This is a genomic window from Fusobacterium sp. (genome assembly GCF_032477075.1).
Taxonomy (GTDB): Bacteria; Fusobacteriota; Fusobacteriia; order Fusobacteriales; family Fusobacteriaceae; genus Fusobacterium_A.
Genome location: NZ_JAWDXO010000002.1, coordinates 129,040 through 143,737, shown reverse-complemented (window position 1 = coordinate 143,737; position 14,698 = coordinate 129,040). Strand labels below are relative to the sequence as shown.

Genomic DNA, 14,698 nt, shown 5'->3' with positions numbered 1-14,698 from the left:
TATTTTTTAATTAATTTGTAAAATGATATTCAGTTCCATCTCTCAAAAAATCTCTTTCCGCATGCTCTTCTAAAAATATACTTACAATATCTTTATATGGCTTTAAATAAGGGAACTGTTGATTTTTTTCAGCCCATTTTGGTTTTTCAATGTTTGGAGTATTATCTACCCAGTTTTTCTTCCAAGCTTTTGAATCTCTATACCAGAATTCTACTACTCTTACAAAAGGGGAAGTTTTAGGGGAAATAGCTTTATACGAAAAACATCTTAAAAGATCATTCTGCTTGATTATAGAAGGGATAAAAGAATTGATAAACCATTCTTCACCATCTTTTTCTGAAACATTATCAGGATATTTGATAGCTGTTACAAATCTAAAAAATGGTCCATCAGCACTTGTAAGTCCATATCCTTTAAAATCATTGTCTATTTTTCTGTTCACAAAAATAAAGGCAGCAGGGTGAGCATTTTTATTTTCCTGTTCTCCCCAATCAGCTCTTTTTTCAGAATTTATAGGATTTCCAATCATTTCATTATATCCTTCTACCCATATTTCACTCATAGCTGTTCCCTGATTTAATTCATCTTCCATAGAAAATGGATCTTCTTTCCAATAGTGTTCAGTCATTCTCCAGTTATATGCACCATACTGATCAGCACCTTTAGGTAAAGGAAGTGCTCTATAAGTAGAGTATCCAGCTAAAATGGGGCCATTAATATTCAATGTATCAGAAGCATGATCTTTAAATAACCATCTGTTAGCTTTAGGTAAATCATTAAGGTCAGTCAAATTGAGAATGAGATAACTTCTTTTTAGTTGTTGTCCATTAGATGGAGTTTCTCCCATAGCTGAAAGCGTAAAAGTGAAGAACAATATTAAAAGCAGACATTTTATACATTTGATTCGTTTCATTATAAATCCTCCTGTTTTTTATGTGTTTAAACACATATTTAAATAAAAAATTTAGAGTAAAATTATTCTAAATTTTTTATTATTTTATCCAATACTTTTGAAAATATAATTTTCTCTTCATCTGTAACATTAAAAAAAACTTTGTGCAAATTTTCTTTTACAGTGGGAACAACATTGTTTTGTATTTTTTTCCCTTCTTCAGTGAGATATATGAGATTGATTCTTTTATCATCTGGATCAGGTATTTTTTTTACAATATTTTTCTTAATAAGATTTTCTATAAGTCTTGATACACAGGTATGATCTTTTCCAACTAGTTTTGATATTTGATTTTGAGTAAGTCCGTCTTCATGTAATAAGAAATTAATGACTCCCCATTGTTCAGGAGTAATAAGGAATTTATCTTCTTTTAATTTTTTACTAAAGTTTCCAGTTGTAAGACGAGAGGCAAGTTCCAGCTTAAATCCTAGTGATTTTTGTAAATTATAGTCTTCCATATATCCTCCTTTAAAAAAAAAATATGTGTTTAACCACATAAAATTAATATAACATCTTTTTTAAATTTATGCAACAAGTTTTTTGTAAAAAAAGATGGATGAGTTTTTGTCATCCACCTTAATATTTTAAATTCATTTATAATTTTTAGATATATTAAATCTAATTACAATTTTTGATAGATCTTAATTTACTTTGTAATTCCTAGGTAATATGCTATATTAGCATTTTTATCTTTTCTTCCTCTGATTTTTGAAACAGGACAGCTCATGATAGCAGTAACTCCAGGTCCGTGCCCAGCTTTTATGCAATCACTGTGAACAACTACCCCAATAGTAACTGACCCCTTTAGGTAATCTCTTCCAAAACAGTTGTTGCAGTCTTGAAGAAGAACTATATCTCCAAATCTTAATTCATTGATACCATATTTTTCATTTGCTTCCTTATCTCCTGTCATGATATCATAGTCTCCAGAAAAAGCAGTGGCACTTCCTACTCCTGATCCCATTAGGTAAGGAGGGATTTCAGTAGCTACAGGAACTTCTAAACATCCATCTTCTGTTATTCTTATTTCCATCTTTTCTAGAAGAGCAGGATCAATGTTCATACAAACAACATCATCAAATCCTTCTATTTTTAATCCTTGTCCAAAAGCTTTTACAAGTATTTTATCATCAATATTTAATTTTTCTAAAGTTTCTTCATCAAAATATACAAGAGTATGTTCAATTCCACCATGACCACCAGTAACAAAACCAGTAGCTCCCTTGGCATCTCCTGTCATTACTTTTGCTGTATTTCCAATGCATCCAAGAACCATAAGAGCATTATTTTCATTAATATTATCATTTTTAACACTTACTCCTGGTTCAACATGGTCTCCTACCCATGTCATACATGAATCGCCAACTTTTACATTATAAGAAATACCACCAGTAGCTGGTAAAATCATAGGATCTCCATCTCTGGAAATTCTGTAAGGAGAAGCTATAGTAGGACTGTGCACCTTTCCTCCTACTGATTGCATAACTAAAAATTCTTTGTTTGTTTTAATCATTTCTTTCCTCCTGAATATTTTAATGGTTACTGATTGTTAATATTTTAATATATTTTTTAGTTTTAGTAAAGAAAAACAGAGTAATTTGAACTCATTTTTCAAATTACTCTGTTTTTACAAATCTATATTATAAAACATCTTGGGGAAAGATTTTATATTATTAATATACCAAGATATTGTGACAATTGTGTTACAGTTATATTGAAAAAATTGACAAAAAAGTTTTTCTGGACTACTATTCTAATAGAGAAATTAAATATGTAAGGAGGAAAAATGGAAAACATAAAGTTAATAGTAATAATACAATGTGAAATAGCCAAAAGAAGATGCAGTGGATTTTATTGTATGGATTCCTTTTATAAAAGAGATAGAGCATTCAGCATTTATTCAAAAGAACAGAATATACAATACATGATGTTTGAATGTGGTGGATGTTGTGGAAAAGAAGTTTCAAGTCTTTTGGGGCATTTATCCAGAAAGTTAAAAGAAGAAGATATTATTAAAAAAAATGAAGTGATTATCCATTTAGCTTCTTGTATGGTAACTGATAATCATCATTATGATAGATGTCCACATATAAATTATATAAAAAATATAATTGAGAAACAAGGATATAAAAATGTGATAGAAGGAACTCTTTTAGCAAAAGTTTCAGAAAAAAAACGTGAATTGGGTATATACAAAAAATATGAATAATTCGATTTAAAAAATATTTTTTAAAATGAAGATATAAACAAATAAAATTTTCTTTTATCATTGTAAAAAGATAGATTTTTTGGTATAATTATAAAATATTTTAGTATTATTTTGTATTATTAAAAATTTATATAAATAAAAAATTCAGGAGGTAAAAAATGAAGTGTATTATTACTGTCTTAGGAACAGACAAAGTTGGTATCATAGCTAAAGTATGTACATACTTATCAGATGCCAATGTAAATATCCTTGATATTTCACAAACAATAGTTGATGGTTATTTCAATATGATGATGATAGTGGATATCACTGCTCCATCAAAGCCTATGGAAGTTATTGGGGAAGAACTTAGACAAATAGGAAAAGTGCTGGGAGTTATAATTTCAATGCAGCATGAAGATATCTTCAATTGTATGCATCGTATTTAATCAATGAGCTGAAAATATAAAGGAGGAGTGTCATGATTTCCAGAGTAGAAATACAGGAAACAAACAGGATGATAGCAGAAGCTAATCTAGATGTCCGTACTATCACTATGGGTATCAGTCTTATAGACTGTGCTGACCCAGATATTAATAAATTTAATGAAAATATATATAAAAAAATAACTACTTATGCAAAAGATTTGGTAAAAGTTGGAGATGAAATTGCAAAACAATTTGGGGTGCCAGTAGTTAATAAAAGAATATCAGTTACACCTATTGCTATTGCAGCAGCAGGATGTAAAACTGATTCATATGTAAGTATTGCCAAAACTCTTGATAAAGCAGCACAAGAATGTGGAGTAAATTTTATAGGAGGATTTTCTGCTCTTGTACAAAAAGGATGCACACCTTCAGATAGAATTCTTATAGATTCTATTCCAGAAGCTTTAGCTGTTACAGAAAGAGTATGTTCATCTGTAAACATAGGGACTTCAAGAAATGGATTAAATATGAATGCTGTAAAAAAAATGGGAGAGATAATAATAGAAACTGCTGAGCTTACGAAGGACAGAGATAGTATAGGATGTGCTAAACTAGTTGTTTTCTGTAATGCCGTGGAAGATAATCCATTTATGGCAGGAGCATTTCATGGAGTTGGAGAAGCTGACTGTGTTATTAATGTAGGAGTAAGTGGACCAGGAGTTGTGAAAAGGGCACTGATGGAAGTAAGAGATGCTGATTTTGAAACACTTTGTGAAGTAGTAAAGAAAACTGCATTCAAGATAACAAGAGTAGGACAGATAGTTGCTCAAGAAGCATCAAAAAGATTAAATGTTCCTTTTGGAATAATAGATCTTTCACTGGCTCCTACTCCAGCTGTTGGAGACAGTATTGCTGAAATATTTCAAGAGATGGGGCTTGAACATGCAGGGGCTCCAGGAACTACAGCAGCACTTGCTATCTTAAATGATAATGTGAAAAAAGGTGGAGTAATGGCCTCTTCATATGTTGGAGGCTTAAGTGGAGCTTTCATTCCTGTAAGTGAAGATCATGCAATGATAGAAGCTGCAAAAGTTGGAGCTTTAACTCTTGAAAAATTAGAAGCGATGACTTGTGTATGTTCTGTTGGTCTAGATATGGTAGCTATTCCAGGAAGTACTACAGCAGCAACTATTTCTGGAATCATAGCTGATGAAGCAGCTATAGGAATGATAAATAATAAGACTACTGCAGCAAGACTTATTCCAGTAATAGGAAAGGAAGTAGGAGATATGGTAGAATTTGGAGGGTTATTGGGGTATGCTCCTATTATGGCTGTAAATAAATTCAGTTGTGAAAATTTTATCAAAAGAGGAGGAAGAATTCCTGCTCCTATACATAGCTTTAAAAATTAACTGAATTTTAATAAAATAATATAGAAGAGAATGATTAACAGCTGAATTAAATTACAAACTTCTTATAAAAAAGTTTGTAATTTATATTTTGTTCATAGATCTTTCTTTTTTATTGATTTAATGTAGAATAAATACTTTTATTTCTAGAAAAAGTAGTGTAAAATAGAAAGGATATGATAAATTATATTAAGGGGAGAGTAAATGAATAAATTTGAAAATGACCTTTCAAAGGGAAATGTTGTAAAACAATTAATAAAATTTTCTATACCATTTCTTATATCTAATTTGATACAGACACTGTACAGTGTTGCAGATATGGTAATAGTAGGAAGATATGCCTCTACTACAAGTATGTCAGGAGTTGCTAATGGTTCACAGGTACAGTTTGTAATAACTAATATGGTAATGGGATTTACTGTGGGAGGAACAGTTCTTGTAGCTCAATATTTGGGAATAGGAAATAGAAAAGCTATGAAGGAAACTATAAGCACATTATTTACTACATTACTAATAGTAGCAGTTATTATAACTGCTTTGATGATATTTACCATGAATCCATTATTGAGATTGATTCAGACACCAGCAGAAGCTTTTTCAGAAACAAGAGCATATTTTTTTGTAACAACTCTTGGTACTGTTTTTATATTTGGCTATAATGCTCTTAGTGCTGTTATGAGAGGAATGGGAGATAGTAAAAATCCATTATATTTTGTTGCTGTTGCTTGTGTAATAAATATTGGTCTGGACTTGCTTCTTGTGGCCAAGTATGGCATGGGAGCAGGGGGAGCAGCTATAGCAACTGTTGTTTCTCAGGCTATAAGTATGATTTTATGTGTAATCTATTTGAAAAAAAATGGATTTATATTTGATTTTAAATTAAGTTCATTTAAATTCTATAAAGACAGATTTGATTTACTTTTAAAAATAGGAATACCTTCATCAGCTCAAAATGCTATAGTAAGTGTTTCATTTTTATTTTTAACAGCATTGGCTAATACTTTTGGAGTATCTGCTTCTGCTGCTGTAGGTGCAGTCAGCAAATTGAATAGTTTTGCAATACTTCCCACTGTTGCTGTAAGTGCTTCTGTTTCAGCTATGAGTGCACAGAATATTGGGGCGAGACAGATAAGAAGAGCAGTACAGACTTTAAAAACTGGAATAATATTTTCTCTCAGCATTTCTTTTGTAATATTTTTAATTATGAGAATTTTTCCAGAAGAGTGTTTAAGCATATTTGGAGAAGATAAGGAAATGATAAGACATGGAGTGAAGTATTTGAATGCAATAAGTTATGATTATCTTCTTGTTCCATTTGTATTTTGTTTTAATGGATTGTTTATAGGTGCAGGACATACTAAATTTTCTTTCATTAATAGTGCTTCAGCCTCATTGTTTATAAGGATTCCAGCATGTTATTTCTTAGGAATATTTTTGAATAAGGGACTATATGGACTTGGATTGGGAGCACCTCTGGCTTCTATGTTTGGGGTATTAATGGGAGGAATATTCTTCTTTTCTAAGAAATGGATGAGAGTTGTAATTGTAAAAGAGTAGTATAGGAAGGATAAAATAAAAAGAGAATGGCTAAAAAGTTAGAATAAATTTTCCGGTAATTAAGCATCTATAATTTTAGCTGCTATAATTACTGAGATGCAACAGTGGAACTGTTGTAATCTTTAAAAAATCTTTCTACTTAATGACATTCTCTCTTTTTAATATTAATAGTTAGTTTCTTTTATTTCAAAGAATGCTTTTGGATTTAAGCAAACTGGACATTTAGCAGGAGCTTCAGTGCCTTCATGTACATATCCGCATAAAATACATTTCCATCTGTTAGTTCCATCTTTTTTAAATACGTGATCAGTTTCTACATTTTCTAAAAGCTTCAAATATCTTTTTTCATGTTCAATTTCAACTTTAGTAATAAGTCTGAATACACCAGCAATAACTTTAAATCCCTCTTTTTCAGCGACTTCTGCAAATTGAGGATAAAGTTCTGAATGTTCTTCATGTTCTCCAGCTGCGGCCATTTTTAAATTTTCTAAAGTAGTTCCAACATATCCAGCAGGATAAGCAGCTTGTATTTCAAGATTTTCTCCTCCTTCAAGGAAGCTAAAGAACCTTCTCGCATGTTCTTTTTCATTATCAGCAGTTTCTATAAAAATATTAGCAATTTGTTCATATCCTTCTTCTCTTGCTTTTTCAGCGAAATAAGTGTATCTCATTCTAGCTTGAGACTCTCCAGCGAAAGATTTTAATAGATTTTTTTCAGTTTCTGTTCCTTTAATAGACATAATAAAACACCTCCATAATAAATTACAAACAAACTCTTTTAATTTCCATATATATTTATTCTAATTAAATCAAAAGAATCCTTTTTAAAATAAAAAAGAAAGTGATTCATAAGAAGAAATATAATTTTAAAATTTTTCTAATGAAAAGATTTACTATTAATTATACAAATCTTTCTAGTTTTTAAAATTCTAAAATTTAATTTAGCTTTTTAATTCATCACTTTCTCTATTTAAATTTAACTTAGTTTTTTGGTCATTAATTCTGTAACCATGTTAGGATTAGCCTTTCCTTTAGAAAGTTTCATCACTTGACCAATAAGTCCTTTCATAACTCTTGGTTTTCTTCCTTCATCAGAATTTTTATAATCTTCCACCATTTTAGGATTAGCATTGATAACTTCATCTATCATAGCTTCAATAGCACCAGTGTCAGCTACTTGAACCATTCCTTTTTCTTTTACTATGATTTCAGGAGCCCTATTATCAGTAAGCTTTATTTCAAAAAGTTCCTTAGCTATTTTTGTAGATATAACATTTTTTTCTATAAGGATGATTATCTCTCCCAAATGCTCTGGGGATATAGCAAACATATCAATTGTTGTATTTTTTTCTTTTAGATTTCTCATAACTTCAGTCATAATCCAGTTAGAACTTAGTTTAGGATTATTTGAAGTTTTTGCTGCTGCTTCAAAATAGTCAGCTAATTCAATATCTTCACAAAGAATATTAGCATCATATTCAGGAATAGCATAAACAGAAATAAATCTTATTAATTTATCTGCTTTAGATTCTGGCATTATTTCTCTTATACTTTCTATTTCTTTATCTGAAATCACAAGTTTTAAAAGATCAGGTTCTGGAAAATATCTATAGTCCATCGCCTCTTCCTTACTTCTCATTATTCTTGTAGCTTGAGCCTCTTCATCCCATAACCTAGTTTCCTGATCTATTTTTCCACCATTTTCAATTGTTTCTATTTGTCTTCCTATCTCATAATCTATTGCTCTGGCAACAGCTTTAAATGAGTTAAGGTTCTTAACCTCTACTCTAGTTCCAAATACTTTTGAGCCTTTTTCCATAACAGAAATATTAGCATCACATCTTAGAGAACCAAGTTCCATTGATACATCACTGATACCAGTATATTTAATAATACTTTTTAAAGTATTAAGATATTCATAAGCTTCTTCTGAAGTTCTCATATCAGGATCAGAAATTATTTCTATCAATGGGATAGAAGCTCTATTGAAGTTAATAAGAGATTCATGCTCTGCATGGATAGATTTTGCAGCATCTTCTTCTATTTGAATTTTAGTAATACCAACTTTTACCATTCTTCCAGAATTAAGTTTGAATTCTAATGAACCTTTTTCAGCATATGATTTATCAAATTGAGTTATTTGATAATTTTTAGGAGTGTCAGGATAAAAATAGTTTTTTCTATCAAAGCCACTCTCATTATTTATTTTGCAGTTAAGTGCAAGTCCAGCTTTTACAGCATATTCCACAACTTTTTTATTAAGTTTAGGAAGAGCTCCAGGGTGTCCTAAACAGATAGGACAAGTATGTGTATTAGAGTCAGCATTGTCATAGTCAGCACTACAACCACACCAGACTTTTGTTCCAGTTTTTAATTGAAGGTGAACCTCCAATCCTATTACTGATTCCCATTCTCTCAACATATTTATCTCTCCTTCTAAATAGAATCTTCCTAGTCTATCACAGGAAGTTTCCATTCTCCTCTAATTTTTTCAAATGCATCTCCAGCTTGTATAAGTTCTCCCTCACAGAAAGGTTTTCCAAGAAGCTGTATACCAACAGGCAGTCCATCAGCAAGTCCAGCTGGTATGGAAATACCAGGGATACCTGCTAAGTTAGCAGAAATTGTGAATATATCTTCAAGATATAATTCAATAGGAGTTTTTATATCATCTAATTTAAAAGCTGTACTTGGAGATACTGGAGTAAATATAATATCTACATTTTCAAAAGCTTTGTCAAAGTCATCTTTAATTAACTTTCTTACTTTTTGAGCTTTTTTGAAGTAAGCATCATAGAAACCAGCACTTAACACATAAGTTCCAATCATTATTCTTCTTTTAACTTCATCTCCAAAACCTTCTGTTCTTGAATTGATGTATAGATCATCTATATTTTTAATATCTTTGCTTCTATATCCATATCTCACTCCATCAAATCTTGCAAGGTTTGAACTTGCTTCAGCTGGAGCAAGTACATAATAAGTAGGAACAGCATATTTAGTGTGAGGAAGAGATATTTCAATTATTTCAGCACCAAGTTTTTTAAATTTTTCAAGAGCTTCATCTACCACTTTTCTTACATCTTCTTTTATTCCATCAATAAAATACTCTTTAGGAACACCAATTTTCATTCCTTTGATATCTTTTCCTAGAAATTTTGTATAATCAGGGACTTCTTTTTTAGATACAGTGGCATCATAATCATCTTCACCAGCAATAGCATTCATACAAAGAGCTATGTCTCCTACATTTTTAGCTATAGGGCCTATTTGATCCAGAGATGAGGCAAATGCCATAAGTCCATATCTTGAAACTCTTCCATAAGTAGGTTTCATTCCAACTACTCCACAAAAAGATGCTGGCTGTCTGATACTTCCACCAGTATCTGATCCAAGAGAAATAAAAACTTCCTGAGCAGCTATTGAAGCAGCAGCACCTCCACTGCTTCCACCAGGAACTCTCTCAGTATTCCAAGGATTTTTTGTTTTTTTATAACAAGAAGTTTTTGTAGTGCTTCCCATGGCAAATTCATCCATATTAGTTACACCAATAATAATAGCATCTGCTTCTTTTAGTTTTTTTACAGCAGTAGCATTATATATTCCAGTATATCCTTCAAGTATTTTAGAACAAGAAGTGCTTATATCTCCTTCAGAAACCATATTATCTTTTATAGAAACAGGAATTCCACCTAAAATACCGAGTTTTTCACCATTTTTTACTTTTTCATCAACTCTTCTTGCTTCTTCTAAAGCTTTTTCTTTTCTAAGATAAATAAAACTTCCTATATTTCCATCAATTTTTTCTATTCTTTCAAATATTTCTTTTACAATATTTTCAGATTTTATATCACCTTTTGAAATTTTTTCTTTTATCTCAACAGCAGATAACTTATAAAAATTTTCCATTTAGAAAATCCTCCTCATATTTTATTATTCACCAACAACTTTGGGAACTATTACAGCTCCATCTCCAGAATCAGGAGCATTAGAAAGAGCTTTTTCCACTGATAATGACTCTCTTACTTTATCTTCTCTTAAATTATTAACTGTGTTGTTGACCTGTATAAGAGGTTTTACCTCATCAGTATTTATTTCATCCAGCATGTCAATATATCCTAGTATGTCATTCAGCTCTATCTGAAATTTTTCTATTTCTTCAGGGGCGAATTTAAGTCTAGCAAGTTTAGCTACATTTAAAACTTCTTCTCTAGTCAAAGCCATATTTTCCTCCTCAAAATTTTAATTTTATAATGAATATAAATAATTTATTTCTTCTTTTGTAAGTTTTCTATATTCTCCTAATTTTAAATTACCAAGAGAAAGATTTCCTATTTTTTCTCTTCTTAGAGTTATTACAGGATGATTTATTTTGTCCAGCATTCTTCTTACCTGCCGATTTCTTCCTTCTCTTATAGCAATTAAAAGTTCAGTTTTTCCTTTTTCTCTTCTTAATATTCTAACATTTGCAGGAAGAGTGATTCCATCATCCAGCTCAATTCCATTTCTAAGAAGTTCAACATTATTTTCTTTTATTTCTCTAAAAACTTTAGCATAATACTCTTTAAATATTTCTGCTTTTGGATGAATTATTCTATTAAAAAGTTCACCATCATTAGTAAGTAAAATGAGACCTGAAGTATGATAGTCTAATCTTCCAATAGGAAATATTCTTTCTTTACAGTTGATGAGATCAACTACAGTTTTTCTTCCTCTGTCATCTTTTGATGAACTTAGTACTTCCAGAGGTTTGTTAAGAATATAATAAACTTTTTTCTCAGTATATTTCTCTATTTTTTTTCCTCTTATATAAATTTCATCTTTGTCACTGACTTTAATGCCAGGGGCAGCCTTTTCTCCATTTACTTTTACAGCTCCCTCTTCTATCATTTTATCTACTTCTCTTCTTGAAGCAATTCCAAGAGAAGCTAGATATTTATTTATTCTCATTTCCTCCATCTTCTGGTCTCCCTTTTACTTCTAGGTAATTAGGAAGTTCATCTATGGAACTTATTCCAATATACCCTAAAAATTTATCAGTTATTTCATATAAATTAGCTCTTCCAATACCCTCTTTCTTCCCACATACTCGAACAAATTTTTTTTCTTCAAGATTTTGAACTATTCTGTCTACTGAAACTCCTCTTATAGATTCTACCTCACTTTTAGTAATAGGTTGTCTATAGGCTATTATAGAAAGAGTTTCAAGAGCAGCACCTGAAAGTTTTTTAGGTTTTGCTTCATGTTCAAAATATTGATTGATAAATTCACCATATAGAGGATTAGTTACTAAATATACAAATTCACCACTGAATTCAATGTTGATACCACTATTTTTTCGCTCTGATTTTAAATTACTCAATATTTCCATGATTTCTTCAATAGAAAGAGAAAAAAAATTGCAAAGATCTTTTATTTTTACTTCATCTCCTCCCAAGAGAAGAATAGCTTCTATTTTATTTTGTATGCTCATTATTGTTATTCTCCCTATATTGGACAGCTGTCAAATAAAGATAAAGAAGTTCTCCATATATTCCAGCAGAATTATTTTTATTTAAATAGATTTTAGGAATTATATATGAATTATTTCTTTCTATTATAGCTTCAAGATTAAAAAGAAGATTATCAGCCATTTCTTTAAATCCATTTTCATATAATTTTATGATAAAGTTCAAGTTATATTCCATATCTATAATATCCTTATTTTTATTAATCAGAACACCTAATTTTTCACTATAATATTTTTTATAATCAGATAGTAGTATCTTTTTTTGATTATCTTTTGGAAGTATATCCAAATAAGCTATATTTTTATAATTACTTTTATCATCTGCTCTTCTAGTTTTTATTCCACTTTCAAAAGTATAGTTTTTTATTATAAACTGATGAAGAAGATTTTTTCTTTCTTCAATCCATTTTATATCTTCACTAAATTCATTTAATTGTGATATTATTTCTAAAAGCTTATATTGCATATAATAATTATAAATATTATCCCTCCCATCAAATATTTCTCCATTATCTTCAATAGAATCAACCATAGAAAGAACTTCAGGTTTGATTTTCCAATTAAAGAAATTACTGTCAAATATTTTATTATTATCTTTTAAATATTTAAAAAGATAAGTATAATAAACAGCACTTTCAGTTTCTGTCTTTCTTATATTAATATCAACAAACATTTTTCTCTCATCAAAATCATTTTTAAATAAGCTGGATATATAATAAAGTTTTATTTTATTAGTAAGATTTTCTTTGCTATTATTATAAGAAATGGAATCAGGAATGACGGCCCTTGAAGTTATAGTATCTAACATTCTTAATTGGATATTTACACTTTTCTGATTCTTAAAAACTTTTTGTTCTGATTTAAGTCCAAGCCAATAATTAAATTCAGCAGCTATAACATCATTACTTTTTATGAGATTGTTATTTTTAAAATTTTCAAAAAACTTAAATGTAAAAAGGATAGGTTCATCTTTATTTACATTATTTATGAGATAGTATAAGTTATCATCTTGATATTTTTTAGTTTTAGTTGTAACCTGTTCCAAAACAAAATTTTCAATTACATCATCTCTTCCAATGAATACTTCACCACCATAATTTTCAGATTTGAAAAATATATGTTTTCCATAAACATAGGAATTTGAATTTCTTATAAATTCAGTATTTCCATTATCCTGTTGAGGAAATATATGGAATGCAAAACCTATTTTTTTATCAGTTTTTAAATTTTTCAAGTCAACTACTAGATACAGTTTTTCCCTTTCCAACATAGATGGAATGATAGTTACATCTATATCCTGTCCATTAATAGAATAGTAAAGTTTTAAAATATTAGTTCCAGGAACCATTTCGATTCTATTAAAAAAACGATTGACAGATATTATTTCATTTCCATCAATAATTATCTTTCCTTCAATTTTAGAAATATCTATAGGGTTAAAAATATCTCCTTTTATGAAGTGGACACTATTAAAATTTTTATCATAAAAAAGAACTATCTCACTATTACTAATGAGATAGTTACTATATGAAAAGGTATGTATCATAAGAAAAATTAAAATAAATCTTTTCATATAACCCCTTCTTTCTCTAAAATCAATAGTCAGTTTCTGGAGAAATTAAAACTTTATTATAAATGTGGAAATTCTTTAAAAGAATTTGAATACCATTTATAACAGCATTTAATGGATCTTCAGAAATAGTTACATTCAAATTAAGACTTTCAGAAATCTTTTTATCTATGCCTCTAAGAAGTGCTCCACCACCAGTGATATATATTCCTCTTCTTTTTATATCTGAAGATAATTCAGGAGGTGTTTTTTCAAGAATAACTTTTATTTCTTCTATTATTTGCTGTAATAATTCACTTAAAGCTTCCACTATTTCAGAAGAATATATTTTTATATCTTTAGGAAGTCCATTAAGAGCATTTCTACCACTTATATCAATTGAAATATCCTCTTCAAGCTCAACTACAGCACCTATCTGTTTTTTGATATCTTCAGCAGTTTTTTCTCCTATCAAAAGATTATGTTTTTGTCTAATATAATCTATTATTGTAGTATCAAATCTATCCCCTGCTACTCTGAAAGATGATGTTTTTACAATTCCTCCTAAAGAGATAACAGCTAATTCAGATGTACCTCCACCAATGTCCACAATCATATTTCCTTCAGGTTCAAAAATATTTAATCCTATACCAATTGCAGCAGCCATAGGCTCTTCAACAAGGTATGCTTCTCTAGCACCAGCTTCTCTAGTTACTTCTATAACAGCCCTTTTTTCAACCTGAGTAACTCCAGCAGGAACACAAATAATAACTCTTGGACTTGAAAAAAATCTATTGTGACTTACTCTTTTATAAAAAGAACTAAGCATTTTTTCTGTTATTTCATAATCAGCAATAACCCCATTTTTTAAAGGTCTTATTGTATCAAGATTGTTTGGAGTTCTACCTATCATAAGTTTGGCTCTTTCACCAACTTCAAATATATCTTTTGTTCTTGTATTTATAGCAACTACAGAGGGTTCATTTAAAATAATCCCCTTATCTTTTACACATATTAATGTATTAGATGTTCCTAAGTCAATTCCTAAATCTTCAGAAAAAAAACCTAAAAATTTGTTAAAATATCTTTTCATTCTTCACCTCTAA

Annotated in this window: 15 protein-coding genes; 4 read left to right on the top strand and 11 right to left on the bottom strand. The window is 29.7% G+C overall.

Going from position 1 to position 14,698, the window contains the following annotated elements:
* Positions 1 to 10: 10 nt before the first annotated feature.
* The 3 genes from E6771_RS01825 to E6771_RS01815 form a co-directional block, all read right to left on the bottom strand.
* Positions 11 to 913, bottom strand: coding sequence for a hypothetical protein (locus E6771_RS01825; protein ID WP_316089230.1), 903 nt, complete (start codon positions 911 to 913; stop codon positions 11 to 13).
* Positions 914 to 975: 62 nt separating this feature from the next.
* Positions 976 to 1,410, bottom strand: coding sequence for a MarR family winged helix-turn-helix transcriptional regulator (locus tag E6771_RS01820; protein WP_316089229.1), 435 nt, complete (start codon positions 1,408 to 1,410; stop codon positions 976 to 978).
* 188 nt (positions 1,411 to 1,598) lie between these two features.
* Positions 1,599 to 2,465 carry a DUF4438 domain-containing protein gene (locus tag E6771_RS01815; RefSeq protein WP_316089227.1) on the bottom strand — a complete coding sequence of 289 codons (867 nt, stop codon included), beginning with the start codon at positions 2,463 to 2,465 and terminating at the stop codon, positions 1,599 to 1,601.
* 273 nt (positions 2,466 to 2,738) lie between these two features.
* Between E6771_RS01815 and E6771_RS01810 the strand changes: the two genes are divergently transcribed.
* The 4 genes from E6771_RS01810 (at position 2,739) to E6771_RS01795 (ending at position 6,534) form a co-directional block, all read left to right on the top strand.
* Complete coding sequence (locus E6771_RS01810) at positions 2,739 to 3,161, top strand: CGGC domain-containing protein (RefSeq protein WP_316089225.1); 423 nt, start codon at positions 2,739 to 2,741, stop codon at positions 3,159 to 3,161.
* Between the two features lie 158 nt (positions 3,162 to 3,319).
* Positions 3,320 to 3,589 carry an ACT domain-containing protein gene (locus tag E6771_RS01805; protein ID WP_005952196.1) on the top strand — a complete coding sequence of 90 codons (270 nt, stop codon included), beginning with the start codon at positions 3,320 to 3,322 and terminating at the stop codon, positions 3,587 to 3,589.
* 32 nt (positions 3,590 to 3,621) lie between these two features.
* Positions 3,622 to 4,980, top strand: a complete 1,359-nt coding sequence (locus E6771_RS01800) for a PFL family protein (protein ID WP_316089223.1) — start codon at positions 3,622 to 3,624, stop codon at positions 4,978 to 4,980.
* A gap of 201 nt (positions 4,981 to 5,181) precedes the next feature.
* On the top strand, positions 5,182 to 6,534 hold the full coding sequence (locus tag E6771_RS01795) for an MATE family efflux transporter (RefSeq protein ID WP_316089222.1): 1,353 nt from the start codon (positions 5,182 to 5,184) through the stop codon (positions 6,532 to 6,534).
* 164 nt (positions 6,535 to 6,698) lie between these two features.
* On the opposite strand, the gene rbr is transcribed toward E6771_RS01795, so the two are convergent.
* From rbr to E6771_RS01755, 8 genes are all read right to left on the bottom strand, one after another.
* Positions 6,699 to 7,274, bottom strand: coding sequence for a rubrerythrin (gene rbr, locus E6771_RS01790; RefSeq protein ID WP_316089220.1), 576 nt, complete (start codon positions 7,272 to 7,274; stop codon positions 6,699 to 6,701).
* 236 nt (positions 7,275 to 7,510) lie between these two features.
* Complete coding sequence (gatB, locus tag E6771_RS01785) at positions 7,511 to 8,956, bottom strand: Asp-tRNA(Asn)/Glu-tRNA(Gln) amidotransferase subunit GatB (protein WP_316089394.1); 1,446 nt, start codon at positions 8,954 to 8,956, stop codon at positions 7,511 to 7,513.
* A gap of 29 nt (positions 8,957 to 8,985) precedes the next feature.
* Entirely contained in the window at positions 8,986 to 10,443 is a 1,458-nt protein-coding gene (gatA, locus tag E6771_RS01780; RefSeq protein WP_316089219.1) for an Asp-tRNA(Asn)/Glu-tRNA(Gln) amidotransferase subunit GatA, read from the bottom strand.
* Positions 10,444 to 10,467: 24 nt separating this feature from the next.
* A complete protein-coding gene (gene gatC, locus E6771_RS01775; RefSeq protein ID WP_316089218.1) occupies positions 10,468 to 10,758 on the bottom strand; it encodes an Asp-tRNA(Asn)/Glu-tRNA(Gln) amidotransferase subunit GatC in 291 nt (96 codons plus the stop codon).
* A 24-nt stretch (positions 10,759 to 10,782) separates the two neighbouring features.
* Positions 10,783 to 11,484: a pseudouridine synthase gene (locus tag E6771_RS01770; protein WP_316089392.1), complete on the bottom strand. Its 702-nt coding sequence runs from the start codon at positions 11,482 to 11,484 to the stop codon at positions 10,783 to 10,785.
* Entirely contained in the window at positions 11,471 to 12,007 is a 537-nt protein-coding gene (gene scpB, locus E6771_RS01765; protein ID WP_316089217.1) for an SMC-Scp complex subunit ScpB, read from the bottom strand. Before scpB ends, E6771_RS01770 begins: the two co-directional genes overlap by 14 nt.
* Positions 11,991 to 13,616: a hypothetical protein gene (locus tag E6771_RS01760; protein WP_316089216.1), complete on the bottom strand. Its 1,626-nt coding sequence runs from the start codon at positions 13,614 to 13,616 to the stop codon at positions 11,991 to 11,993. The genes scpB and E6771_RS01760 overlap by 17 nt, the downstream gene beginning before the upstream one ends.
* Before the next feature lie 22 nt (positions 13,617 to 13,638).
* Positions 13,639 to 14,685, bottom strand: a complete 1,047-nt coding sequence (locus tag E6771_RS01755; RefSeq protein WP_316089214.1) for a rod shape-determining protein — start codon at positions 14,683 to 14,685, stop codon at positions 13,639 to 13,641.
* Between the last annotated feature and the right edge of the window lie 13 nt (positions 14,686 to 14,698).

Excerpts from the sequence above, each read along its gene's own strand:
- E6771_RS01770 (WP_316089392.1), bottom strand. The coding sequence starts at position 11,484 with ATGAGAATAAATAAATATCTAGCTTCTCTTGGAATTGCTTCAAGAAGA.
- E6771_RS01760 (WP_316089216.1), bottom strand. The coding sequence starts at position 13,616 with ATGAAAAGATTTATTTTAATTTTTCTTATGATACATACCTTTTCATAT.
- E6771_RS01800 (WP_316089223.1), top strand. The coding sequence starts at position 3,622 with ATGATTTCCAGAGTAGAAATACAGGAAACAAACAGGATGATAGCAGAA.
- E6771_RS01810 (WP_316089225.1), top strand. The coding sequence starts at position 2,739 with ATGGAAAACATAAAGTTAATAGTAATAATACAATGTGAAATAGCCAAA.
- E6771_RS01795 (WP_316089222.1), top strand. The coding sequence starts at position 5,182 with ATGAATAAATTTGAAAATGACCTTTCAAAGGGAAATGTTGTAAAACAA.
- E6771_RS01820 (WP_316089229.1), bottom strand. The coding sequence starts at position 1,410 with ATGGAAGACTATAATTTACAAAAATCACTAGGATTTAAGCTGGAACTT.
- gatB (WP_316089394.1), bottom strand. The coding sequence starts at position 8,956 with ATGTTGAGAGAATGGGAATCAGTAATAGGATTGGAGGTTCACCTTCAA.
- E6771_RS01815 (WP_316089227.1), bottom strand. The coding sequence starts at position 2,465 with ATGATTAAAACAAACAAAGAATTTTTAGTTATGCAATCAGTAGGAGGA.
- E6771_RS01755 (WP_316089214.1), bottom strand. The coding sequence starts at position 14,685 with ATGAAAAGATATTTTAACAAATTTTTAGGTTTTTTTTCTGAAGATTTA.
- gatA (WP_316089219.1), bottom strand. The coding sequence starts at position 10,443 with ATGGAAAATTTTTATAAGTTATCTGCTGTTGAGATAAAAGAAAAAATT.
- E6771_RS01825 (WP_316089230.1), bottom strand. The coding sequence starts at position 913 with ATGAAACGAATCAAATGTATAAAATGTCTGCTTTTAATATTGTTCTTC.
- gatC (WP_316089218.1), bottom strand. The coding sequence starts at position 10,758 with ATGGCTTTGACTAGAGAAGAAGTTTTAAATGTAGCTAAACTTGCTAGA.
- rbr (WP_316089220.1), bottom strand. The coding sequence starts at position 7,274 with ATGTCTATTAAAGGAACAGAAACTGAAAAAAATCTATTAAAATCTTTC.
- E6771_RS01805 (WP_005952196.1), top strand. The coding sequence starts at position 3,320 with ATGAAGTGTATTATTACTGTCTTAGGAACAGACAAAGTTGGTATCATA.
- scpB (WP_316089217.1), bottom strand. The coding sequence starts at position 12,007 with ATGAGCATACAAAATAAAATAGAAGCTATTCTTCTCTTGGGAGGAGAT.